Source organism: Providencia sp. PROV129, from assembly GCF_028482245.1.
GTDB classification, from domain to species: domain Bacteria; phylum Pseudomonadota; class Gammaproteobacteria; order Enterobacterales; family Enterobacteriaceae; genus Providencia; species Providencia vermicola.
Window position 1 is genome coordinate 1 of record NZ_JAMPQD010000002.1, and the last position, 23,518, is coordinate 23,518.

General features: G+C 41.6%; 19 protein-coding genes. 10 read left to right on the top strand and 9 right to left on the bottom strand.

What is annotated here, in order from left to right; all coding sequences use genetic code 11:
* The 5 genes from PSF27_RS00720 to PSF27_RS00740 all read left to right on the top strand — a co-directional run.
* On the top strand, positions 1 to 1,540 hold a 1,540-nt coding region (locus tag PSF27_RS00720), incomplete at its 5' end, for a DNA translocase FtsK (protein WP_272538770.1).
* Between the two features lie 106 nt (positions 1,541 to 1,646).
* Complete coding sequence (lolA, locus tag PSF27_RS00725; RefSeq protein ID WP_272680666.1) at positions 1,647 to 2,267, top strand: outer membrane lipoprotein chaperone LolA; 621 nt, start codon at positions 1,647 to 1,649, stop codon at positions 2,265 to 2,267.
* Positions 2,268 to 2,361: 94 nt separating this feature from the next.
* Complete coding sequence (locus tag PSF27_RS00730) at positions 2,362 to 3,705, top strand: replication-associated recombination protein A (protein ID WP_206085448.1); 1,344 nt, start codon at positions 2,362 to 2,364, stop codon at positions 3,703 to 3,705.
* Positions 3,706 to 3,813: 108 nt separating this feature from the next.
* Positions 3,814 to 5,106 carry a serine--tRNA ligase gene (gene serS, locus PSF27_RS00735; protein ID WP_206085449.1) on the top strand — a complete coding sequence of 431 codons (1,293 nt, stop codon included), beginning with the start codon at positions 3,814 to 3,816 and terminating at the stop codon, positions 5,104 to 5,106.
* Positions 5,107 to 5,296: 190 nt separating this feature from the next.
* A complete protein-coding gene (locus PSF27_RS00740) occupies positions 5,297 to 6,034 on the top strand; it encodes a sulfite exporter TauE/SafE family protein (RefSeq protein WP_206085450.1) in 738 nt (245 codons plus the stop codon).
* Here PSF27_RS00740 and PSF27_RS00745 read toward each other — a convergent pair.
* The 3 genes from PSF27_RS00745 to PSF27_RS00755 all read right to left on the bottom strand — a co-directional run bounded on the left by PSF27_RS00745 (position 6,018) and on the right by PSF27_RS00755 (position 8,679).
* Positions 6,018 to 6,905: a LysR substrate-binding domain-containing protein gene (locus tag PSF27_RS00745; protein WP_272680667.1), complete on the bottom strand. Its 888-nt coding sequence runs from the start codon at positions 6,903 to 6,905 to the stop codon at positions 6,018 to 6,020. The genes PSF27_RS00740 and PSF27_RS00745 overlap by 17 nt on opposite strands.
* A 138-nt stretch (positions 6,906 to 7,043) precedes the next feature.
* Positions 7,044 to 7,850 (bottom strand): BPSS1780 family membrane protein, encoded by an 807-nt coding sequence (locus PSF27_RS00750; protein WP_206085452.1) that lies wholly within the window; start codon positions 7,848 to 7,850, stop codon positions 7,044 to 7,046.
* 358 nt (positions 7,851 to 8,208) lie between these two features.
* On the bottom strand, positions 8,209 to 8,679 hold the full coding sequence (locus PSF27_RS00755) for an Lrp/AsnC family transcriptional regulator (protein WP_206085453.1): 471 nt from the start codon (positions 8,677 to 8,679) through the stop codon (positions 8,209 to 8,211).
* A 150-nt stretch (positions 8,680 to 8,829) separates the two neighbouring features.
* On the opposite strand from PSF27_RS00755, the gene PSF27_RS00760 reads away from it, so the two are divergent.
* Positions 8,830 to 9,252, top strand: a complete 423-nt coding sequence (locus PSF27_RS00760) for a DUF2000 domain-containing protein (RefSeq protein WP_206085454.1) — start codon at positions 8,830 to 8,832, stop codon at positions 9,250 to 9,252.
* 47 nt (positions 9,253 to 9,299) lie between these two features.
* Here PSF27_RS00760 and pflA read toward each other — a convergent pair whose 3' ends face one another.
* The 4 genes from pflA to PSF27_RS00780 form a co-directional block, all read right to left on the bottom strand.
* Positions 9,300 to 10,088, bottom strand: a complete 789-nt coding sequence (pflA, locus tag PSF27_RS00765) for a pyruvate formate lyase 1-activating protein (protein WP_272680668.1) — start codon at positions 10,086 to 10,088, stop codon at positions 9,300 to 9,302.
* A 139-nt stretch (positions 10,089 to 10,227) separates the two neighbouring features.
* Positions 10,228 to 12,510, bottom strand: a complete 2,283-nt coding sequence (gene pflB / locus PSF27_RS00770) for a formate C-acetyltransferase (protein WP_272680669.1) — start codon at positions 12,508 to 12,510, stop codon at positions 10,228 to 10,230.
* A 70-nt stretch (positions 12,511 to 12,580) separates the two neighbouring features.
* Positions 12,581 to 13,438 (bottom strand): formate transporter FocA, encoded by an 858-nt coding sequence (focA, locus tag PSF27_RS00775; RefSeq protein ID WP_272680670.1) that lies wholly within the window; start codon positions 13,436 to 13,438, stop codon positions 12,581 to 12,583.
* A 451-nt stretch (positions 13,439 to 13,889) separates the two neighbouring features.
* Entirely contained in the window at positions 13,890 to 14,663 is a 774-nt protein-coding gene (locus PSF27_RS00780) for an IclR family transcriptional regulator (RefSeq protein WP_206085458.1), read from the bottom strand.
* A 343-nt stretch (positions 14,664 to 15,006) separates the two neighbouring features.
* Here PSF27_RS00780 and PSF27_RS00785 point away from each other — a divergent pair, with 343 nt between their 5' ends.
* Genes PSF27_RS00785 through PSF27_RS00795 form a run of 3 tightly spaced genes read left to right on the top strand, consistent with a single transcriptional unit; the run spans position 15,007 to position 18,883 of the window.
* A complete protein-coding gene (locus tag PSF27_RS00785; protein WP_206085481.1) occupies positions 15,007 to 15,900 on the top strand; it encodes a dihydrodipicolinate synthase family protein in 894 nt (297 codons plus the stop codon).
* A gap of 50 nt (positions 15,901 to 15,950) precedes the next feature.
* Positions 15,951 to 17,264, top strand: coding sequence for an MFS transporter (locus PSF27_RS00790; protein WP_206085459.1), 1,314 nt, complete (start codon positions 15,951 to 15,953; stop codon positions 17,262 to 17,264).
* A gap of 23 nt (positions 17,265 to 17,287) precedes the next feature.
* The gene (locus PSF27_RS00795) at positions 17,288 to 18,883 is read left to right on the top strand and encodes a UxaA family hydrolase (RefSeq protein WP_272538766.1); all 1,596 of its coding nucleotides are present in this window, start codon (positions 17,288 to 17,290) and stop codon (positions 18,881 to 18,883) included.
* A 65-nt stretch (positions 18,884 to 18,948) separates the two neighbouring features.
* Here PSF27_RS00795 and ycaO read toward each other — a convergent pair whose 3' ends face one another.
* A complete protein-coding gene (gene ycaO / locus PSF27_RS00800; protein ID WP_206085461.1) occupies positions 18,949 to 20,703 on the bottom strand; it encodes a 30S ribosomal protein S12 methylthiotransferase accessory factor YcaO in 1,755 nt (584 codons plus the stop codon).
* 318 nt (positions 20,704 to 21,021) lie between these two features.
* Between ycaO and ansB the strand changes: the two genes are divergently transcribed.
* Positions 21,022 to 22,065, top strand: coding sequence for an L-asparaginase 2 (gene ansB / locus PSF27_RS00805; protein ID WP_206088380.1), 1,044 nt, complete (start codon positions 21,022 to 21,024; stop codon positions 22,063 to 22,065).
* A gap of 96 nt (positions 22,066 to 22,161) precedes the next feature.
* Here the strand turns inward: ansB and PSF27_RS00810 are convergent, their stop codons facing one another.
* On the bottom strand, positions 22,162 to 22,956 hold the full coding sequence (locus tag PSF27_RS00810; RefSeq protein ID WP_206085463.1) for an SDR family NAD(P)-dependent oxidoreductase: 795 nt from the start codon (positions 22,954 to 22,956) through the stop codon (positions 22,162 to 22,164).
* Between the last annotated feature and the right edge of the window lie 562 nt (positions 22,957 to 23,518).

Below are 23,518 nucleotides of genomic sequence, written 5' to 3' on the forward strand. Positions count from 1 at the left end.
AGATAGCTTATTCCACCCGTTCTTGGTGCGTAATGATCAACCACTACCAAAACCAACAACGCCGATGCCTTCTCTTGATTTATTGGCAAGTCCACCAGAGCAAGAAGAGCCAGTGGATATGTTTAAATTAGAGCAAACGGCAAGGCTGATTGAAGCACGGTTAAATGATTACCGAGTGAAAGCGGAGGTTGTCGGTTTTTCTCCTGGGCCAGTTATCACCCGCTTTGAGCTTGATTTAGCGCCTGGTGTTAAAGCTGCGCGTATTTCGACACTATCCCGTGACCTTGCGCGTTCATTGTCTACGGTTGCTGTACGAGTTGTTGAAGTGATACCAGGGAAACCGTATGTTGGGCTTGAACTACCAAATGAAAAGCGCCAAACCGTTTATTTAAGTGAAGTATTAGATTGCGATGATTTTAGAAAAAATCCATCGCCACTGACGATTGTTCTTGGTAAAGATATTGAGGGTGATCCTGTTGTCGCGGATTTAGCTAAAATGCCACACTTATTAGTGGCGGGTACGACAGGTTCAGGTAAATCGGTTGGGGTCAATGCGATGATTCTCAGTATCTTGTATAAAGCGAAACCTGAAGATGTGCGCTTTATTATGATCGACCCAAAAATGTTGGAACTTTCTATTTATGAAGGTATTCCTCATTTATTGACAGAGGTTGTCACAGACATGAAAGACGCTGCGAATGCACTGCGTTGGTGTGTCAATGAGATGGAACGCCGTTATAAACTGATGTCTGCGCTGGGGGTTCGTAATTTAGCTGGTTACAACGAAAAAATTAAAGCTGCGGCGGATATGCAGCGTCCGATCCCTGATCCATTCTGGAAACCAGGGGACAGCATGGAAACGGAACATCCAATGCTGAAAAAAGAACCTTACATCGTCGTTATGGTGGATGAGTTCGCAGACTTGATGATGACTGCAGGGAAAAAAGTGGAAGAGCTGATCGCAAGGCTGGCTCAAAAAGCCCGTGCCGCAGGTATCCACTTGGTTCTCGCGACTCAGCGTCCTTCAGTTGATATCATTACTGGGTTAATTAAAGCCAACATTCCAACACGTATTGCCTTTACGGTATCGAGCAAAATTGACTCGCGTACCATCCTCGACCAAGGTGGTGCAGAGTCGTTATTGGGGATGGGGGATATGCTTTATTTACCACCTAACTCATCAATCCCAATGCGTGTACACGGTGCTTTTGTTCGTGACCAAGAAGTCCATGCAGTGGTAAATGATTGGAAAGCGCGTGGTAAGCCGCAATATATTGATAGCATCACAACGTGTAGTGATGATAGTGAAGGTGGTGGTTATGATGGTGGTGGTGAAGAACTTGACCCACTATTTGACCAAGCTGTTGAATTTGTTGTTGACAAACAACGTGTCTCCATTTCAGGCGTTCAACGTCAATTCCGTATTGGTTATAACCGTGCCGCGCGAATTGTTGAGCAAATGGAGCTCCAAGGCATTGTTAGTGAACAGGGTCATAACGGGAACCGAGAAGTGCTTGCGCCGCCATCAATGGGGCATTAAAAGTGGGTAGCAAATTAATAATTTAAGGTGCTAATTGCGGGTTTAATTTGAGGGGTGTATAACGTCATCACGCCTCTTAAGGTAATCATACTAAGGTCTTTGTTCGATGAAAAAAATGATGTTGTTAGGTGCATTAGCCTTCAGTTTACATATCGGCCAAGTGTTGGCCGATGCGAGTCAAGATCTTCAGGCACGACTAAATAAGGTCAATAGTTTCCAAGCCAGTTTTTCACAAAAGGTCACTAGCCCTGAGGGCGATCTTGTTCAAGAAGGCGTCGGCGATTTATGGTTAGAGCGCCCTAACTTATTTAACTGGAACATGACTTCTCCCGACGAAAGCGTGTTAGTTTCTGATGGCAAGAATTTATGGTTTTATAACCCATTTGTTGAGCAAGTGACTGTGACGAACTTAGCGGATGCAACGCAGGATACCCCATTTTTATTGATCACGCGTAATGACCCGAAAGATTGGAAACAATACTCAATCATTCAGCAAGGTAATACTTTTGATCTTAAACCTAAGCAAACCAATGGCACGTTGAAAAAATTCTCAATTACGGTTTCCCCAGAAGGGACTATTGAGAAATTTTCTGCGATTGAGCAAGATGGGCAAACCAGTGCTTATCAGCTAAAACAGCAAAAAAATGGCCGTGTTGATGCCAGTAAGTTTAAGTTTACAGTGCCGAAAGGCGTAACGTTAGACGATCAACGTTCAAGTGCTAAATAAGCCTTAAACCCGTTATTATCGTTAACCATTAGTATTTTCTGCTGGTGGTTAGCGAGTCAGTTATTTGCTTTTAAGCGGCAATAAAGAGGATATTGTGGGTAACCTGTCTCTCGATTTTTCGCAGAATGAATTTCAACCTTTAGCGGCGCGTATGCGGCCCGAAACCCTTGAGCAATACATTGGTCAACGGCATCTGCTGGCGGAAGGAAAACCATTGCCGCGAGCAATCAAGGCTGGGCATCTGCATTCTATGATTTTATGGGGGCCACCAGGAACAGGCAAAACGACACTGGCAGAAATTATCGGTCACTATGCTCAAGCGGATATTGAACGTATATCTGCGGTGACTTCAGGTATTAAAGAAATCCGTGAGTCCATCGAAAAAGCGCGCCAAAACCGCAGTGCTGGGCGTAGAACGATTCTGTTTGTGGATGAAGTTCATCGTTTTAATAAAAGTCAACAGGATGCCTTTTTACCGCATATTGAAGATGGCACGATCACCTTTATTGGTGCGACGACTGAAAACCCTTCATTTGAATTAAATTCAGCATTGTTATCCCGTGCAAGAGTCTATTTGCTCAAGTCCTTAGAAGAGGACGATATTGAGCAAGTGTTATTACAAGCGCTAGCAGATACGTCCCGTGGGCTTGGTGGGCAAAATATTGTGTTACCCGATAGTACACGCAAGATGATAGCTCAGCTCGTTAATGGGGATGCAAGGCGCTCGCTAAATTTACTTGAAATGATGGCGGATATGGCTGAAGCCGATAGCCAAGGCCAGCGAATTTTAACGGCAGAGTTACTCAAAGAAGTGAGTGGTGAACGTACCGCGCGGTTTGATAACAAAGGTGACCGTTTTTATGATCTGATCTCTGCATTGCATAAGTCAGTTCGTGGATCAGCACCAGATGCGGCATTGTATTGGTATGCAAGGATCATTACGGCAGGGGGCGACCCGCTGTATGTGGCTCGTCGTTTGTTAGCGATTGCTTCCGAAGATGTCGGGAATGCAGATCCCCGCGCGATGCAAGTGGCAGTTTCTGCTTGGGACTGCTTTACACGAGTCGGGCCAGCAGAAGGTGAACGTGCTATTGCTCAAGCAATTGTTTATTTAGCCTGTGCTCCTAAAAGTAATGCGGTTTATACGGCATATAAGGCTGCAATTAAAGACGCACAAATGCAGCCTGATTATGATGTGCCTAATCACTTACGCAATGCACCAACAAAGCTCTTAAAAGAGATGGGAGCAGGCCAAGAATACCGTTATGCCCATGATGAGCCAAATGCCTACGCTGCGGGTGAGAATTATTTCCCTGAACCAATGCAAGCAAGCCGTTATTACTACCCAACAAAACGTGGCTTGGAAAGCAAGTTTGCTGAAAAATTAGACTGGTTAGCCCAACAGGATCAAATTAGTACCACAAAACGCTACCGCTAAACTGGGCAATGCGGTAAGGTTATATAGCGAAATACTTTACTTTATTGATGATGCTAGAATGCATCATCAAAAGTATTATCTATTACTCACAATACTCACAGGATAAGCATGCTCGATCCCAATTTACTGCGTACGGAGCTAGACGCGGTTGCTGAAAAACTGGCTCGCAGGGGTTTTACCCTTGATGTGGAAAAGCTGCGTGAATTAGAAGAACGCCGCAAAGTTTTACAAGTTGAAACTGAAACCCTGCAAGCAGACCGTAACTCGCGATCGAAAACTATCGGTGCGGCTAAAGCTCGTGGTGAAGATATTGAGCCATTACGTCTGGAAGTTAACCAATTAGGCGAAAAATTGGATGCTGCGAAAGCAGAGTTAGACAAGCTGCAACAAGAAATCCGTGATATTGCTTTAAGTATCCCGAATATTCCAGATGACCAAGTACCAGATGGCAGAGATGACTCTGACAACGTCGAAGTTGCACGTTGGGGCGAGCCTCGCCAGTATGATTTTGACGTTCGCGATCACGTTAGCCTTGGTGAATTAACAGGGGGGTTAGATTTCCCTGCAGCGGTTAAGCTAACAGGTGCGCGTTTTGTTGTGATGAAAGGGCAAATTGCCCGCATGCACCGTGCGTTAGCACAGTTTATGTTGGATTTACATACTGAGCAACATGGCTATCAAGAACTGTATGTTCCGTATTTGGTTAACCATGATACGCTGTATGGTACAGGTCAATTGCCAAAATTTGGTGAGGACTTATTCCACACTAAACCACTGGAAGAAGAAGCAGATAGCAGCACTTATGCGTTGATCCCAACTGCTGAAGTACCTGTGACTAACTTGGTTCGTGATGAAATTTTAGATGAGGATAAACTTCCTCTGAAAATGACTGCTCACACACCATGCTTCCGTTCAGAAGCGGGCTCTTATGGCCGTGATACCCGTGGTCTTATCCGTATGCACCAGTTTGACAAAGTTGAGTTAGTGCAAATTGTTCATCCTGAAAAATCGATGGATGCACTGGAAGAGTTAACAGGTCACGCTGAAAAAGTGCTGCAATTACTGAACCTACCTTACCGTAAAGTGATTTTATGTACTGGTGATATCGGTTTTGGTTCACGTAAAACTTACGATTTAGAAGTATGGTTGCCAGCGCAAAATACTTACCGTGAAATCTCTTCTTGTTCAAACATGTGGGATTTCCAAGCGCGTCGTATGCAAGCACGCTTCCGTGGTAAGAGCGATAAGAAAACTCAACTCGTTCATACATTGAATGGCTCAGGTTTAGCAGTGGGTCGTACATTGGTCGCAATTTTAGAAAACTACCAATTAGCAGATGGCCGTATTGAAGTGCCTGAAGTATTACGTCCATATATGAAAGGGCTAGAGTATATCGGTTAATTTCGGTTACGCCTTTTATAAATAAACCGCGGCTGGTAACAGTGGCGGTTTTTTTTATGACTCAGTTTCGCGATTTCTAATGAAAACCCCTCTCAGATTTTACCTGATCCCGCCTCAGTATTTTCCAAATAGCGCTCTTCGGCGAAGGTCGTTAGTCTAACGGTAAATTGAGTTTATTGGAGTCGAATAGGTGGAAATAGTCATTGGTGTTTTTCTATTGGCAGGGGTTATAAAAGGCGTGATCGGCTTAGGGCTACCAACGATTGCAATGGGATTATTAAGTACCGTAATGGAGCCCGCAGTGGCAGCTAGTTTGCTGATTATTCCTTCTTTGGTCACCAATATATGGCAATTATTGATTGGGCCACAGTTTATGGCGTTAGCGAAACGACTCAGTGGTTTTGTGATTGGGGTGTTGCTTGGAACATGGTTGAGTTTTTTACCTTCATTAACATCATCATCCACTTGGACATTACCTGCATTGGGTGTTGTACTGATTATCTATGGGGGATGGGGAATAATGGCTAAAAAAATGCCATCGTTCGAGAAACATGAAATATGGCTTTCCCCAACGATAGGTTACTTTACTGGGGTGATCACGGCAGCAACGGGGGTATTTGTTATCCCTGCGGTACCTTATTTGCAAACACTGAAATTAAATAAAGATGAACTTATTCAGGCGCTAGGGCTAGCGTTTACAGCATCAACAGTGGCACTGGCAATCAAATTATCCATAGACCACCAGCAAAATGATATTGATTGGGGGCTATCTTTCTTTGCCTTAATACCCGCTATTGTGGGGATGTATCTTGGACAATATTTTCGGCGGGTTATTAGTGAAAAGCTATTTCGGCGTTGTTTTTTTATCGGTTTAATTGGGCTGGGGATTTATATGGCAAAACAATGGGTGATCATGGTTGCCAGTTAATTAGAAAATCAATAAATTCATTGGTGTAATCAGGTAATAGGCTGAAGTCGCGTGCACAAATCACTAATTTTCGCTGCGCCCAATTCTCAGCCAGTTGCAATATTTGGGTATCGGAGGGGCCAGAGCGCAGTGCGGCTTGTCGCGGAATGATAGCAATACCAATACCTTGGTTAACCCCTTGCATTACAGCGTCTAAAGTAGGCATATGTACACGGTAATGAAGCCGTTGGCCTTGCTGTTTAGCATTATCATCAATATGGGTTTGTAACGGGTTATCTTCTGTTAAGCCAATAAACTCAGCACCAATAATGTCCGCAAATGAAACACGCTTTTGGTTAGCCCATAAGCTATCTTTATGAACAAATACCACTAATTCATCTGAGCTACATGGACGAGTATCAAGCCCTGCCAAGTCGACAGAATCAGCAATAATACCGACATCTGCAACTTTATTTTTAATTGAAGTCACAATATTCGCACTTGGCATGTCTTTTACTGAAACAGACATATTTGGTTGTTGGCGTAAATAAGCATGAAGACGAGACGGCAAAAATTCCATCTGTGCTGAAGTATTGCATAGGATATTGATATGCCCGCGTAAGCCACGGCTGTATTGCTGCATTTTATCTTGCATCAATTCAATTTGCTGTAAGATGATTTTTGCATGTTCAATAAATGCATAACCGGCATCGGATAATGCAACACCTTTCGCTGAGCGGGTAAATAGATTAACGCCTAATTCATTTTCTAAGCCGCGTATCCGTTCACTGGCGGATTGCAACGTAATATAGGTCAACTTTGCCCCATGAGTAATACTTCCTGCATTGGCGACATTTACGCACAGTTTTAAATCGGTAATATCAAAATGCACGGGGTAGCACTCCAATTTATAAAGGGAAGTTATTCGTTTAATTCAAGGAATATAAGTGAATTAGAGGCTGATAGTAAAGAGGGAAAGCAAGTGCTTCCCCTCTAAAAATGATGACTTTAAATCATCATGTTTATTGGCTTATTTAACTTGTGAGAAAAACAGGCTACGGTAGCTGCTGTAATAGCAAACATACATAATTGGCATAGAAACTAATAAACCTAAGCCTAATGGGATCACAGAAATAATCATTAAGATAGACAGAACGATAAAGAATAGGATGCCTGGCAGGATATTTTTCTTAACTGCTTGTAGGCTAGCTGAAATTGCAGCACCAACAGTGAAATCGTGGTTCATAACCAAAGCAGGGGCAAACCAAGTTAATGCGGTACCCACTAAACCAGCGACAGCCATCACGATAATAGCAAAGAAGAATGAACCTGAGGACGCTAAAATAGCCGCATCAGATGGTGATCCGTATTGGTTGCTTTCCATTAATAAACCAAACATCGCAGAACCGCCAATGATGAAAGCGATGATCATACCGACTAAGTTTGCTGCAAAGTTAATGGCGCCAACCGCAAACAGTGCACCGAATTTGTTTTGGAAACCCGCAAACAGTAAACCGATTTCTGCTTGTCCAGTTTTACGCTGATTTTCACTGATAGCAATAATACCGCCAACAAAGATTGGAGTAATAAAGGTGATCAGTAAGTTTAAGAATGGGATCATGGAGATAATCAGAATCAATGCAAACAATACGATATTGATTAAGATCCACATACCCAATTTTTCTTTAACCAGAGACCATGATTGGCTGATCCAGTTAACACCTTCACCCGCATCAACAGCGCGAGGTTCAGCGTGAAAAACAAAAGTATCAACTTGAGTTTGAGCGTTAGTGTTAGGTGCAGGGTTGTTATCTGCACTGAAGTTTTCATTGTTCATGATAAAAAAGGAACCTATTTGTCGTAGTGAATTAGCAATAATTATTATAAAAAGTTTGTGAGTTTATATGCACTCTTTTACTTTATCGGCAGTAGTATGCAGATAAGTGAATACATTATAAAGCAGACTATTCTGGTAAGGTATTTTTGATTAACTTTTTCTTAATACAACATTTTTTAGGGTAATAAGGTCATTACTCATTTGATATTGAATTTATAGACTGTTTAGTTTGGTGTTTTTTGGTTAAATATAGGGTTATTTTAACTTTAACTAGGATGGTTTTTTATGAAAAATGGTTATTGTGTGGAATAAAATATAACTAATAACCATTATGAAGAATAAGGTAAGCGTCGGTAAGTTATTCAAAAATAGATATAGGGTATGCATCGAGTGGCTTGATTTCTTTTAATACAAACATACTTTGCATTTCTTTAATGCCTGGCAATCTGCGAATAACTGACATGGCAAAATCAGCGTAAGAATCTAAATCATGAGAAACCACTTGTAGTAAAAAGTCAGTATCACCACCAATGCTATAACAGGCGACAACGTTCTCAAGCTCGCTGACTTCCTGTTCAAATTTTTGTGCTTCTGCCTCGCTGTCACTATCAATAATCACACGTACAAACACCATAACACCAAGGCCAATTTTTTTGCGGTTTAGAATAGCGCGATAACCTTGAATAATATTATCTTCTTCAAGTTTTTTAACTCTCCGCCAGCAGGGTGAGGCGGACATGCCTACTTTTTCAGCCAGTTCATGGTTGGTGATCCGAGCATCCTCTTGCAGCAGTGAAAGAATTTTTGTTTCTGTCTTATCAATTGCCATAAATGAATATTCCTACCTATTATTGATCAAATAGAGAAAAAAATTACCGAATAATAAGCTTGCCATAGCTGAGTTAGAAAGCCTATTTCTTTCTTTAAATGCCATAATTATCGGGAAATTGAACACAATTAAAAACAGTAGGGGACATAAATGATATTTAATCCAGCTGAGCATCGCTGCGCTATCGTGGTTAATCAGGATTTATCTAACGGGCTTGCAATGAATGCCGCCAGTGTGATTGGTGTGAGCTTAGGAAATAAAGTAAACAATATGGTGGGGCAAGATTTAAACAGTGCAGATAATATTCATTATCCAGGGGTGATTTATGCCCCTTTACCGATTTTAAAATCACCAGAGCAGTATATTAAAGACATAGAAGAAGCTGCATTAAAAGAAAGTGAAATTTATATCATTCCTTTTAGTCTATTGGCGCAATCGTGTCGCACTTATGGTGAGTACCAGCAAAAGTTGTCAGAGCATGAATATAAAAATATTCAGTTAGCGGGTATTGGGCTGGTGGGAAATAAAAAGGCGGTGACTCAGCTTATTGGCCATTTGCCTTTATTTAAATAGGAATAATGGCAAATAAAGAAGAGGCTCAATGTTGAGCCTCTTCTTATTTAGTACATGACTTTGTGCCCATGGCTTTCAAGAATGCTTTTGACACGTTCCATCACTTCTTTTGATGGTGGTTTAACTCCATCAAGCTTGTATTCTTCACCCATGGTTTCCCATTTGTGTTTACCAAGTTCATGGTAAGGCAATAATTCGATTTTTTCGATATTACCCATGTTTTTCGTAAATTCGCCGAGCAGATGTACTGAATGATCATCATCACTCCAGCCTGGTACAACAACATAACGCACCCACGTTTTTTGATTACGTTTAGCTAAATATTGTGCGAATTCTAACGTTCGGTGATTGGAGACACCGACTAACTTTTGGTGAATATCATCGTTGATTTGTTTTAAATCTAACATCACCAAGTCAGTGACATCCATCAGTTCATCAATAACAGGATCATAGCGACGAACAAAACCGTTAGTGTCCAAACAAGTATGGATATTCTCTTTCTTACAGGCACGGAACCAATCACGGACAAACTCTGCTTGTAAAATAGCCTCACCACCTGAAGCGGTGACACCGCCGCCCGTTGCATTCATAAAGTGACGATAGGTGACCGCCTCTTTCATTAATTCATCGACGGTGACAATGTTGCCGCCGTGGGTATCCCAAGTATCGCGGTTGTGGCAATACAAGCAGCGCATTAAGCAGCCTTGGAAAAAGACAATAAAACGAATGCCAGGGCCATCAACAGTGCCGCAAGATTCAAATGAATGAATACGGCCTAACGTTGCTGGCGATTCTGTTTTAGTGATATCGGTTGTTGTAATAATTTCGGCAGACATAGCAGGTACTCCAAAATATCCGTCATACTTCTAAGACTTTATGCATGAAATAGTGATTTGTAGTCTTTAACTGACAGTATAGATAAAAAGACCCCATAAAGCGGGGTCTTTAATTTACTTTATTTTAATGAGCTAATTATTACATTGAACTTGTAAAAGTACGAGTAATAACGTCTTGCTGTTGTTCTTTAGTCAGTGAGTTAAAACGCACTGCATAACCTGATACACGGATAGTCAGCTGCGGATATTTCTCTGGGTTTTCCATTGCGTCTAACAGCATTTCACGGTTCATGACGTTAACGTTCAAGTGCTGACCGCCTTCAATAGACGCTTCGTGGTGGAAGTAACCATCCATCAGACCCGCTAAGTTAGTTTTACGCACATCGTCATCTTTACCTAACGCATTTGGTACGATAGAGAAAGTATAAGAAATACCATCTTTCGCGTAAGCAAATGGTAGTTTAGCAACAGAAGTCAGTGAAGCTACTGCACCTTTTTGGTCACGACCGTGCATTGGGTTTGCACCTGGTCCAAATGGTGCACCAGCACGACGGCCATCTGGTGTATTACCTGTTTTCTTACCATACACAACGTTAGAGGTGATGGTCAGGATTGACTGAGTTGGTACCGCATTACGGTAGGTAGGCAGTTTCTGAATTTTCTTCATGAAACGTTCAACTAAGTCACACGCGATGTCATCAACACGTGAATCGTTGTTACCAAATTGTGGGTATTCACCTTCGATTTCGAAGTCGATAGCAATACCGTCTTCGTCACGAATTGGTTTAACTTTCGCATATTTGATTGCAGACAGTGAGTCAGCAGCAACAGACAGCCCCGCGATACCACAAGCCATGGTGCGATAAACATCACGGTCATGCAGAGCCATCAGCGAAGCTTCATAGCTGTATTTGTCGTGCATGAAGTGGATGCAGTTCAGTGCAGTGACGTACTGAGTTGCCAACCAGTCCATGAAGTGGTCCATTTGGTTCATCACAGTATCGAAATCAAGGACTTCGTCCATGATTGGTGTATGTTTAGGACCTACTTGCATTTTCAGTTTTTCATCAACACCACCGTTGATGGTATACAGCATGGTTTTCGCTAAGTTTGCACGCGCACCAAAGAACTGCATTTGTTTACCAACAATCATTGGGCTGACGCAACATGCGATTGCATAGTCATCGTTGTCGAAGTCTGGACGCATTAGGTCATCATTTTCATACTGAACTGATGAGGTATCGATAGACACTTTTGCTGCGAATTTTTTGAAATTCATTGGCAGTTTTTCTGACCACAGGATAGTCATGTTTGGCTCAGGAGATGGGCCCATGGTATACAGTGTGTTCAGGAAACGGAATGTGCTTTTCGTTACTAGAGTACGACCATCAAGGCCCATACCTGCTAATGATTCAGTTGCCCAGATTGGGTCGCCAGAGAACAGCTCATCGTATTCAGGAGTACGTAAGAAACGTACCATACGCAGTTTCATGACTAAATGGTCAATTAATTCTTGCGCTTGTTGTTCGGTGATTTTACCAGCTTCTAAGTCACGTTGGATATACACGTCTAAGAAGGTAGAAACACGACCAAATGACATTGCAGCACCGTTTTGTGATTTAACTGCGGCTAAGTAACCGAAGTAAGTCCACTGTACTGCTTCTTGCGCGTTTGTTGCTGGTGCAGAAATATCGTAACCGTATTTTGCAGCCATTTCTTTCATTTGACCCAGTGCACGATGCTGTTCAGCAATTTCTTCGCGCAGTTGGATAGTCATCTGTAGGTCTTCACCTTTTTCTAATCTTTCTTGCAAAGAGGTGAATTGGTTAAATTTGTCTTTCATCAGGAAATCAATACCGTACAGCGCAACACGACGGTAGTCACCGATGATACGACCACGACCATATGCATCAGGCAGACCAGTTAAGATACCTGATTTACGGCATTTTAAGATGTCTGGCGTGTAAACGTCGAAAACACCTTGGTTGTGAGTTTTACGGTATTCAGTGAAGATTTTTTTGATTTCTGGATCTAAAGTACGGTCGTAAGCTTTGCATGAGCCTTCAACCATTTTGATACCACCGAACGGGATAAGACCACGTTTCAGAGGAGCATCAGTTTGTAAACCAACGACTTTTTCTAATTCTTTAGTAATGTAACCTGCATCATGGGAAGTGATGGTTGAAGCGACATCTGTATCAAAATCAACGGGTGCATGCGTGCGGTTTTCGATTTTGATCCCTTCCATAACTTTATCCCACAGCGAGTCAGTTGCTGGGGTAGAGCCTGCTAAGAAAGATTCATCACCTTCATATGGAGTGTAGTTTTTCTGGATGAAGTCACGTACGTTGACGTTTTTCTGCCAGTCACCTTGGTTAAAACCTTGCCATGCTAAAGCGAATTTTTCATTTAATTCGGACATGATACTTTTACCTTTTAACAGTGGATCTTTTAGGGATCTTAATAAATCTTTTCGTGTGTGTCAGTGGCGATTAATGTTTCTGGCCACCACGTAAATGCATAAACCAATAAATGAGGCCGACTAAAAGTGCGCCGCCAATAATATTTCCGATAGTGACTGGAATTAAGTTATCTGTAATAAAATTTCCAATCGTTAAGTGTGAAAACTGCTCTGGTGCCATATTGATTTGTGTCCAATATTCAGCAGGAGCGAATTCTTTAATCATGATGCCCAATGGGATCATAAACATGTTGGCGATGCTATGCTCAAACCCACTGGCGACGAACATCGCAACAGGGAGAACTAATACCACCAGTTTATCGGTTAAACTGCGACCTGCATAACTCATCCAAACCGCCAGACAAACCATTAAGTTTGCTAAAATTCCGAGTGCAACAGCCTCAATAAAGGTGTGGTGCAATTTATGGCTACTGGTTTGTAAGACATTTAATCCCCATTGGCCATTAGCCGCAGTGTATTGCCCCGCAAACCAAATGGTAGCCACAAAGAACAGCGCGCCAATTAAGTTGCCAATGTATACATTGAACCAATTGCGGAACATTTGTCCCCAGGTAATTTTACCTGTGGCTTTAGAAACGATAGTTAAGACAGTGGAAGTGAAAAGGTCGGCACCACAAACAACGACTAACATTAAACCGAGTGAGAAACAAATCCCACCAATCAGTTTGGTAAAGCCGTATGGTGCATCGGCAGCCCCAGTTGTTGCAGTAATATAGAAAACAAAAGCAATAGAAATAAAAATACCGGCAGTGAATGCTGACAAGTAAGTAATTGCAGGATGTTTGTTCGCTTTATAAAAGCCAGCATCATCCGCGACTTGCGCCATTACAGCAGGTGGCAATAAATTAAAAGGGTTGTCAGCTTTCATACCAACACTCTCTTACAAAGTTGATTAATTATAGCACGCAATAATAGTAACAAAGGGGATAAGTGATAAATTTGATATGGATCATGAACACTCGCAAGAATACCGTCTAAATGGTTAATTTTATGTTAAAATCAAGATTAACCAATTGAAATTTAAGAAATAAATATTTTTTAAATTTTATTAAAAATTTTTATAAAGAGCATTTTTAGTGATATAGAAAGTGAAAATATACATATAAATGTTAATTATTTAAGTGCAATATGATCCCTTTGCTAAGGTATTTAACTTATGTCTAAATTTAGCGCTAAATTTATTGATATAAACCTCAAAAACCATCTGTTAAATTTCCGCCAAATTGTCATATTTTGCTAACAATCAACAAAATGATACGGCATACAAAAATTGTTGTTCCAGATCATTTTAGACTATATATGCCAATATTGAATTTTTATTATTTATAAAATTCAATATTATCTAGCGTGTTAAGTTCTTGTTCGATGCGTTCGCGGCTGGTTAACAGCGTTTCGATGACTTGGGCTGTTTTTTCATCGTTACTGCGGAAGGTGGGGATAGACACACTGATAGCGGCAATAATTTTGTTTCGTTGGCGCAATGCGACAGCATAACAAATGGTTTCTTCATTAATTTCTTTATTATCAATGGCATATCCATTTTCTTTTACTGCGTTTAGTTGCGTACGTAATTGTGGCAAAGTATGAACACTGTATTGTGTCAGCGGGGTGAAACCTGCAGGGTAAAGTTGGGAAATTTGTTCGTCACTGTAGTTAACAATCATTGCCTTACCTAGCGCAGAATAGATAGCTGGTAAGCGAGTGCCAATACTGGAGACTAACTGAACTTTTTGTGCAGATTGTACTTTATCAATATACAGGACATCAGCACCATCTAAGATACCCATTTGGCAAACTTCATTACATTGTTCGACAATAAGCCCCATCTCGCGATGGATCATTTTCAGCCAATACGATTTTTCGAAGAAAACGCGAGAAAGAATGGAACAAGCGATACCAAGATAGTAAAGCTGGCTGTTATCATCGTAATTAATATAACGGTGCTCAACCAATGTTTTTAGAATGGGGTAAATAGTCCCTTTCAGAATTCCAGTCTTATCAGAAAGTTGCGTTAAAGATAGCCCCGTATTTTCTGCAGCCAATACTTGAAGCACCTCTAAAACACGAATTGTCGGCATGTGTCCTGTAGACATTAAATCACCTCCCTGATTAATTGTGCCGCTATTCTAGGTTCAAAACTGAGCTATGTAAATCACTAGCAAAAACCCATTTCTTTTCTAAATCTATCGAATGACATTGCGCTGTTGACAGCAAAAGTCGTGATCCTGTTCAAAATTTACCAATAAAAAATGACCTTCTTGTTTTTAATATAATCAGTAACTTCTTATTTATTTCTTTTTAATCAACTGATTAAGGTGTTTTTATTTTAACTTTGTTCAAATTTGACTCAATCCATTTTTCGTGGTTATTTAATGTTGTTTTTATTTATGAATAAGGTTTGTATATATGAACAATAACCAAATGGAGCTATCACGTATGGAAAGTCGCTATATCACCCCTGTTGTCACTATTTTTGATGACAAAGGCCGCGTTGATATTGAACAAAATCGACAAGTTTATGATTCGCTTAGCACAAAAGTCTCGGGTTTTGTCACGATGGGCAGTACGGGGGAGTTTTTTGCACTCGATATGAACAGTTCGAAAACCTTGATTGACCTTTGTGGCAATTACCCCAAAAGGGATATGAAGGTCTATGCAGGAGCAAGTCGGTTAGATGTCAATGAATCGATTGAACTTGCCAATTATGCGAATGAGCAAGGGGTCGATGGGGTAATGATAATCAGCCCCTATTATTTTCCGTTAGATGACGAGGGTGTATTTCGCTTTTACAGCACAATAGCAGAAAAAACCTCAGCAAAAATATTTATTTATAACTTTCCTGAGCGTACGGGATACTCTGTATCACCTGAAGTGTGTTTACGCTTAGCAGATAAATACCCTCATATTATTGGCCTGAAAGATACCATTCCCGACACTAATCATACAGCACAAGTCATTGATGTTGTGAAATCCCGTATTCCACACTTTGAAGTCTATGCAGGTTACGACAACAACTTTGCGCATGTCGTGTTATCAGGTGGAAACGGTTGTATTGGTGGCCTTTCAAATATTATTCCGCAGTTTTTTGCTTCATGGATGAACGCCTTTGCAAAAAGCGATTTAGCGCTCGTCGCTAAACATCAACAACGTGTTGACCAACTGATGGCGATTTACGGGGTGAATGCTCCCTTTATTCCAACGTTTAAAAAAGCGTTGCAACTGAAAGGAGTGATTAACTCAGACCGTTGTAGCTCACCATTTATTGGATTGAACAGTGTACAGACAGAGCAACTTCAGCAATTATTAGCACTGGCTGATTCACCGCTCTGATCTTTCCTATAACAACACAATAGAACATCTTACCGACAGGGAAAAATATCATGGCGACAACACAAGCTTATAACAATCCTGTTTTAAACTCTGCGATTAAAAAATCGTGGAAACGTTTAGTACCCCTGATGTTTATTTTGTATTTCGTTGCATTTATTGATCGGGTGAATGTTGGTTTTGCTAAAGATGCTATGCAGTTAGATATCGGGTTATCGGACTCTGCATTTGCGTTTGGGGCAGGGATTTTCTTTGCGGCCTATGCATTATTTGGTATCCCCGCAAACTTAATTTTAAATAAAATAGGCGCCCAAAAATGGTTGAGTATCACCACAATCATTTGGGGCGTACTCTCCGCGATGACAGGCTTTGTCACCAATGAAACCCAATTTATTATTTTGCGCTTCTTATTAGGGCTAGGGGAAGCAGGTTTCTATCCAGGAATTCTATTATTAGCATCAATCTATTTTCCTAATAATGTCCGCGGATCAGTGATTGGTATATTTGTTTTAGGAGTGCCATTAGCCTTGACGCTAGGTTCTCCACTTTCTGGTGCATTATTAGAGTTGCATGGCTGGTTAGGCCGTCCAGGTTGGTTCTGGATGTTTGTTATCGAAGGCTTGCCTGCGGTTGTTATTGGTATTTTTGCCTTCTTTTATCTGGATGATAGCCCTGAAAAAGCGCGTTTTTTAACCGACGAAGAGAAAAAGGCATTAACGGAGCAACTTGCCAAAGAAAATGCAAAAACAGAAACTACCTCTGTGCTTTCAGCGCTCAAAAATGCCAAGGTGTGGCACCTTGCATTGATTTACGGCACCATCCAAATATCCGTGTATGGCCTGATGTTCTTTTTGCCTTCCCAAGTGGCTTCATTAATGGGGGAAAGCTTAGGATTCAAACAATCGTTAGTGGCAGCTATTCCATGGGCTTGCTCAGCCTTTGGTGTCTATTATATTCCGCGCTTTGCCGACCGCCATCCAACAAAGCGTGTGGAAATATCTGTTTTGTGCATGTTAGCTGCGGCGGTGGGCTTAGCGTTATCTGCATTTGCCAGCCCAGTTTTTGCTATTGCAGCACTATGTTTAAGCGCGGTGGGCTTCTTATCGGTTCAACCTGTCTTCTGGACGTTTCCGCCTCAGTTACTCAGTGGTCCTGCATTAGCAGCGGGGATTGGTTTTTGTACCACTATGGGGGCATTTTGTTCATTCCTTGCACCTATCATCCGCGTTGAAGTGGATAAAGTAATGAACAGCAATACAGCGGGGATCATGACATTGTCAGTGATAACTGTGGGTTGTGCTGTGTTAATTGCGCTCCTTAAAAAGAACTCTCATAAAAATGGTCATAAAGTTTTGTCATCGAATTAATGGCAACAATTGGAAGGTGTGACATGCAAAAGATTTTACGAATTGATGAAAGCGACAACCTGATTGTTGCCTTAAAAGACTTGCACGCTGGGGAAGTTTACCATTGGGGCAATGAAGAAATTACCTTAGTCACTGACGTGAAGGCTAAACACAAATTTGCCTTAGAAGCGTTACCCATCGATGGTGTGGTATCGATGTATGGCACCGCAGTAGGTAAAGCGACGCAACCCATTGCAAAAGGCGAAGCCATTACGGTGAACAATATTCGCCATTATGCAGCTCCTGTTTCCTTAGAAAATGATTCACTGTACGAATGGAAAGCACCTGATGTTTCTGCTTATAAAAAACGAACTTTTCAAGGATATGTACGAGGAGATGGGCGTGTAGGAACAGCAAATTACTGGCTAATTTTCCCGTTAGTTTTTTGCGAAAACCGCAATGTGACGAAATTAACCGATGCTTTAAATGATGCATTAGGCTACACCAATAATAGCTTAAAAAGCTTTGCACTAGACTTAACTGCAGGAACGCAAACGCCGACAGCAAAACCAAAGCTGTTCCCGCATATTGAAGGCGTTCGGTGCATTACTGTCACCAGTGGCTGCGGCGGTGCAACCTCGGACAGTAAAACCATGTGTGATGTGTTAGCAGCTTATGCAGACCACCCTAATGTGATTGGTATTACGGTATTTAGCTTAGGATGTGAAAAAGCGCAGCGCAAAATGTTTAAAGAATCACTGGCTGCACGTAACCCAAACTTTGATAAGCCTGCACTGTATTTTCGTCAACAAGAGTGGGATAGCGAAGAAGAAATGATGCAAACTGCGCTCAAACAAACTTATGAGTGCATGAAAGCGGTTAAGCCACAATCGAGGGTTGATGTGCCATTATCCCACCTAAAATTGGGTGTAAAATGTGGTGCTTCTGATGGTTTTTCAGGGATTTCAGGTAATCCTGCAATGGGGCTTGTTTCAGATTGGTTAGTCACGTTAGGTGGCGCATCTGGTTTGGCGGAGTTTCCCGAATTATGTGGTGCAGAAGGGGATATGGTGAAACGCTGCGTATCTTTCGATGACAAAAAGAAATTTCTCGAATTGATGGAACGCTATGAAAAAACGGCGAATTTCTTTAACACCACCATCGCGGATAACCCAAGCCCTGGAAATATTGCGGATGGCTTAATTACCGATGCGATTAAATCTACAGGTGCGGCAAAAAAAGGCGGCACTTCACCCATAAGTGCAGTGTGTGATTATGCAGAACCCATGCCAGAGAGCGGATTGTCACTGGTTTGTACGCCGGGGAATGATGTGGATGCGGTAACAGGCCTTGTCGCCGCAGGTTGCAATGTGGTTATTTTTTCGACGGGGCTAGGTACGCCAACGGGTAACCCAATTGTGCCCGTACTAAAAATTTCGACTAATAGCGCAATAGCAGAACGTTTGTCCGACATGATCGACTATGACTGCGGTCCAATCATTGATGGGGTTCCATTGCCGACGATCAGTAAAGGGCTATTTGAACGGGTCATCGAAACGGCGAGTGGAGAATATCAGGTGAAAGCGGATCGCTTAGAACAATTTGATTTCTTATTGTGGAAGCGTTCGTTGGATTTATGATTTATCTACATCAATAACATGATAACAGGTTGATGGGGAAGGCTCCCCGCCAACCTGTGATTTAATTACGCGTTAGCGCGTTTGGCTTTTTGCAGTTTTTCATAAGCCGCAAGTAGTGCTTGATGAGCTGGCAGTGCTTTTAGCTCATCATCGATTGACCACAAGCCATAGAAGCAAGACTCTCCTGCAATTGCAGCAGAGGCTGCATCGACCGCTTCTTGCCCATACATACGGACAAATGCATTGTAGTATTGCGCAGGGTTTCTTTCTTCTTCTTGCGATAATAACAATAGCGTTTGCAAGCAACGATAATAGTTCGCACGTTCTGGCGTGAACACTGAACTGTTAAAGTCTTGTGTCCACTCAACCCATGCTAAAGCTTGTTCAAGGTCACCACCCGCAAGGGCTAACATTGATTTTAATTCACCGATACGCAGGTTGCTCCAACCATTATCTTTACCGACCGCTAAACCAAGCAATTCACGTACACGGGTGAAATCGTCTAAACCGTCATCATCCAACTGCTCAATCAGGGCAAGGTAGTCTTGCTTTTCCCATTGGCTATCAGGCAGGTTGATAATCGTATTGCGTAAATAAGCGCCCATTGCATTATTCGCAATATGTAAATCTTCAACAGGGTAAATATCTGACATACCTGGCACTAAAATACGGCACGCATAAACGCCTAAATGGTTATAATCTGCGATGTAAACCTCGGCATCTAACGTATTGAAAATACGGATAAGCGTCGCAAATTCTTCCTGCGTCGTACCTTTGAAGCTCCAATCTGCAAATTCATAATCCGCATCGTCTTTAAACAGATCCCAGCTAATTAAGCCACTTGAATCAATAAAGTGTGTTTCAAGGTTGGTGTGCTCAGCCACTTCTTCATCATCAAAGGTTGGTGCGTTAAACACATCTAAGTCTTTTAAGCCGCGGCCTTGTAATAATTCAGTAACGGTACGCTCAAGGGCAACACCAAAGTCAGGGTGTGCGCCAAATGAGGCGAAGCAAGTGCCGTTTTGTGGGTTAAACAACACCACGCAAATGACGGGGTATTTTCCACCTAATGACGCGTCGTAGCAGAAAATGGGGAAGCCTTCTTTTTCAAGGGTATCAATTGCTTCCACCACGCTTGGGTAACGAGCCATCACTTCTGTTGGAATAGTTGGCAAGCTGATGCTTTCTGCAATAATTTTATTTTTTACGAAGCGTTCAAACACTTCTGAAAGCCCTTGAACACGCGCTTCGTTAGCTGTATTACCCGCAGACATACCGTTAGAAACGTATAAGTTCCCAACGATATTCATTGGAATATAGACAGTTTTGTCATCAGATTGGCGTGTAAAAGGTAGCGCACAAATACCGCGTTCTTCGTTGCCAGATTGTAGGTCAATGAGTTGGCTTGCGGCTAATGCCTCATCAGGGTCATAGAATTTAATCAAACGATTGTCTAAAAGCCCTTCTGGTAGGCTGTCATCTTCTGTTAGTGGGAACCATTTTTCATTTGGGTAGTGAACAAAATCACCTTCTGAAATGGATTTACCTAAGTAGAAGTCAGCGAAGAAGTAGTTAGTCGATAAACGTTCGAAATACTCGCCAAGGGCAGAAGCTAAAGCGGCTTTTTTGCTCGCACCTTTACCATTGGTAAAGCAAAGAGGGCACTCTTTATCGCGAATATGTACTGACCAAACGTTTGGTACAGGGTTTAACCATGACGCTTCTTCAATATCAAACCCCAATTTTTTTAATTTGGTCTGGAATGCATCAATGGAGTCTTCAAGAGCGGCGTCTTTGCCGGGAATAAATGTTTGGCTCATTGTCAGTCACTTGTGAATAGAGTGTGTCAAACGGGCTATGATACGGATTTTTGTCGCAACCTCACGCTTTTTATTCATTAATAGACAAATCATCTTAATATTTATTATTTCTCCTAAAATAATTATATATACCCGAAATCCTTCAACTTGCAGCGGTGTTGACTACGCTTAGCTAGCCGAGTCACATAGTTTATCTATGCTCCCCGTTTATCTTCGCTTGTCGCCTACCTGCAACTCGAATTATTTGGGGTATAGATCACAATAAATTTAGCATAAACCCACATAATAACTGAAGTTTATTAATGAAAGGAAAATAGGATGAAAAACAGAAATAAAGCGCTGCTCGCAACACTGGTTTCACTGTTTACCGTATCTGCCGTCGCTTTACCGAATATTACGGTATTAGCAACGGGGGGAACCATTGCTGGGGGTGGGGATTCAGCAACTTCTTCTAGTTATCAAGCGGGTAAAGTGGGGATTGATGCGTTAATTAATGCAGTTCCAGAAACCAAGAAAATTGCTAATTTAAGCGGCGAACAATTGGTGAATATCGGTTCGCAAGATATGAATGACCAAGTTTGGTTGACGTTGGCGAAAAAAATCAACCAAGACTGCGATAAAACCGATGGCTTTGTGATCACTCACGGAACGGACACACTAGAAGAAACGGCCTTTTTTCTTGATTTAACAACCTATTGTAAGAAACCAATTGTGTTGGTCGGTGCAATGCGCCCATCAACAGCACTGGGAGCTGATGGGCCGCTAAATTTGTATAACGCGGTGGTGCTTGCAACGGATAAGTCAGCTGGTGACCGTGGCGTGCTAATGGCAATGAATGACAAGGTGGTTCAAGGCCGAAATGTGATGAAGATGAGCACCACAGAAGTCCAGGCATTTGATGCGGTTAACGCAGGTGCCGAAGGGTTTATCCACGATGGCAAAGTGACGTATTTCCAAGCTCCTCAGCCACGGGAAAATAACGCTGCGTTTGATGTGAGTAAACTCGATAAATTACCTGCAGTTGGTATTGTTTATAACTATGCGAATGCTTCCGCAGCACCTGTTAAAGCTCTAAGAGAAGAAGGGGCCGAAGGTATTGTTAGTGCAGGGGTTGGTAACGGCAACATGTACAAAACGGTATTTGATGCACTAGCAAAAGCGGCAAAAGAGGATGTGGTTGTAGTACGTGCTAGCCGTGTTCCAACAGGCTATACCACACGTAATGCAGAGGTCGATGATAATCTATATGGCTTCGTGGCATCTGAAAGGTTAAATCCACAAAAAGCACGCGTATTATTGCAGCTAGCGTTGACTGAAACTAAAGACCCACAAAAAATTCAAATGTTATTTGAAAAATATTAAGTGTGAAAGTTAAGGTAGCGGGGTGCAGGTTTTTGCCCCCCGTTAATTGTCTTGCTACTCGATAATCAATACATTAGGTAATAAGCTTACCGATGATTAAATAATATCGTCAATGACTCCGCCATCAACGCGTAATGCCGCTCCAGAGGTTGCAGAGGCTTGTTTCGAACATGTATAAACCACCATATTTGCCACTTCTTCCACAGACGCTACACGTCGAATAACTGAACTTGGTCTGTGCGCAACGACAAATTCGTTAGCGAGTGCTTCGATTGACTTACCTGTTCTCGCTGCTTCGTCTTCCATCAAATTGGCAAAACCATCAGAAAGGGTCGGGCCAGGGAGAACACTATTGACTGTCACACCAGTACCAGCAACATATTTAGCAAGTCCTCGTGAAAGGGAGAGCATTGCTGTTTTTGTGACACCATAGTGGATCATATCCGCAGGAATATTGCGTGCAGATTCAGATGAAATAAAGACAACTCGCCCCCAGCCTTTTTCAACCATTGCAGGCAATAGGGCTCGAGATAAACGTACTGCAGACATCACATTGGTTTGCCAGTAATTATCCCAAGTGGCATCGTCGGTTGTGTAAAAGTCCTCAGCACCATAAATGCCAGCATTGTTGACTAAAATATCGATCTCTTTGATTTCACTGAGTAGCAGGTTGAGCCCCTCAGGGTGGCTCACATCAGCGACGGCTGGGGATACTTTAGCGCTAGGAAGCTCTTTTTGTAGACGGGATACCGCATCATCAACACTTTTCTTATTACGACCGTTAATCAATACTTCTGCACCGCTACTTGCAAGCCCTTTTGCTATCGCAAAGCCGATACCCGCGGTTGATGCACTAATTAAGGCGCGTTTTCCTGTTAAATCAATATTCATTTTTGTACGCTTCTTGTTGAAATGGAAATTTCATAGTAGCAGATGAAAACAGGGGAATTATTCTCAATAATGCTATCGTATTATTGAGAATATTAATGCAGAAAAATCGAAAAATGATAAAGAATAATTACTATCAATTTATTCAAATGATTAAGTTAAAACAATAAAACGAATTTAAAAGACCTTATTTCATTTACCTTTCTCACAAAATTAAGTCAATGTGGTGATAGAACGCAAGCAATAGCACTTAATTTGGCGTGTTTGCATCATATCAAGGCAATTTATCCACGTGTTCTTAAGTTTAACCCTCTCTCTAATATCTATTTATTTATTATATTTATCAAACTGTTATATATTTTTAAATCATGGGTCATCATCTGTGATGGTGACTATTAATAAAAATTAATGTGCCGTTGATCATATTTTGGCAACAAAGCCAGTATCAGTGTTGATAATTCGCGTCGCAAAAAATAGGCTAATTACATCACAAGCAACATAAGTTGTTGTGAATATTTGGATTTAAATGGAAAGTTAAATCGTATTTCGGCCGAATAATAAAACA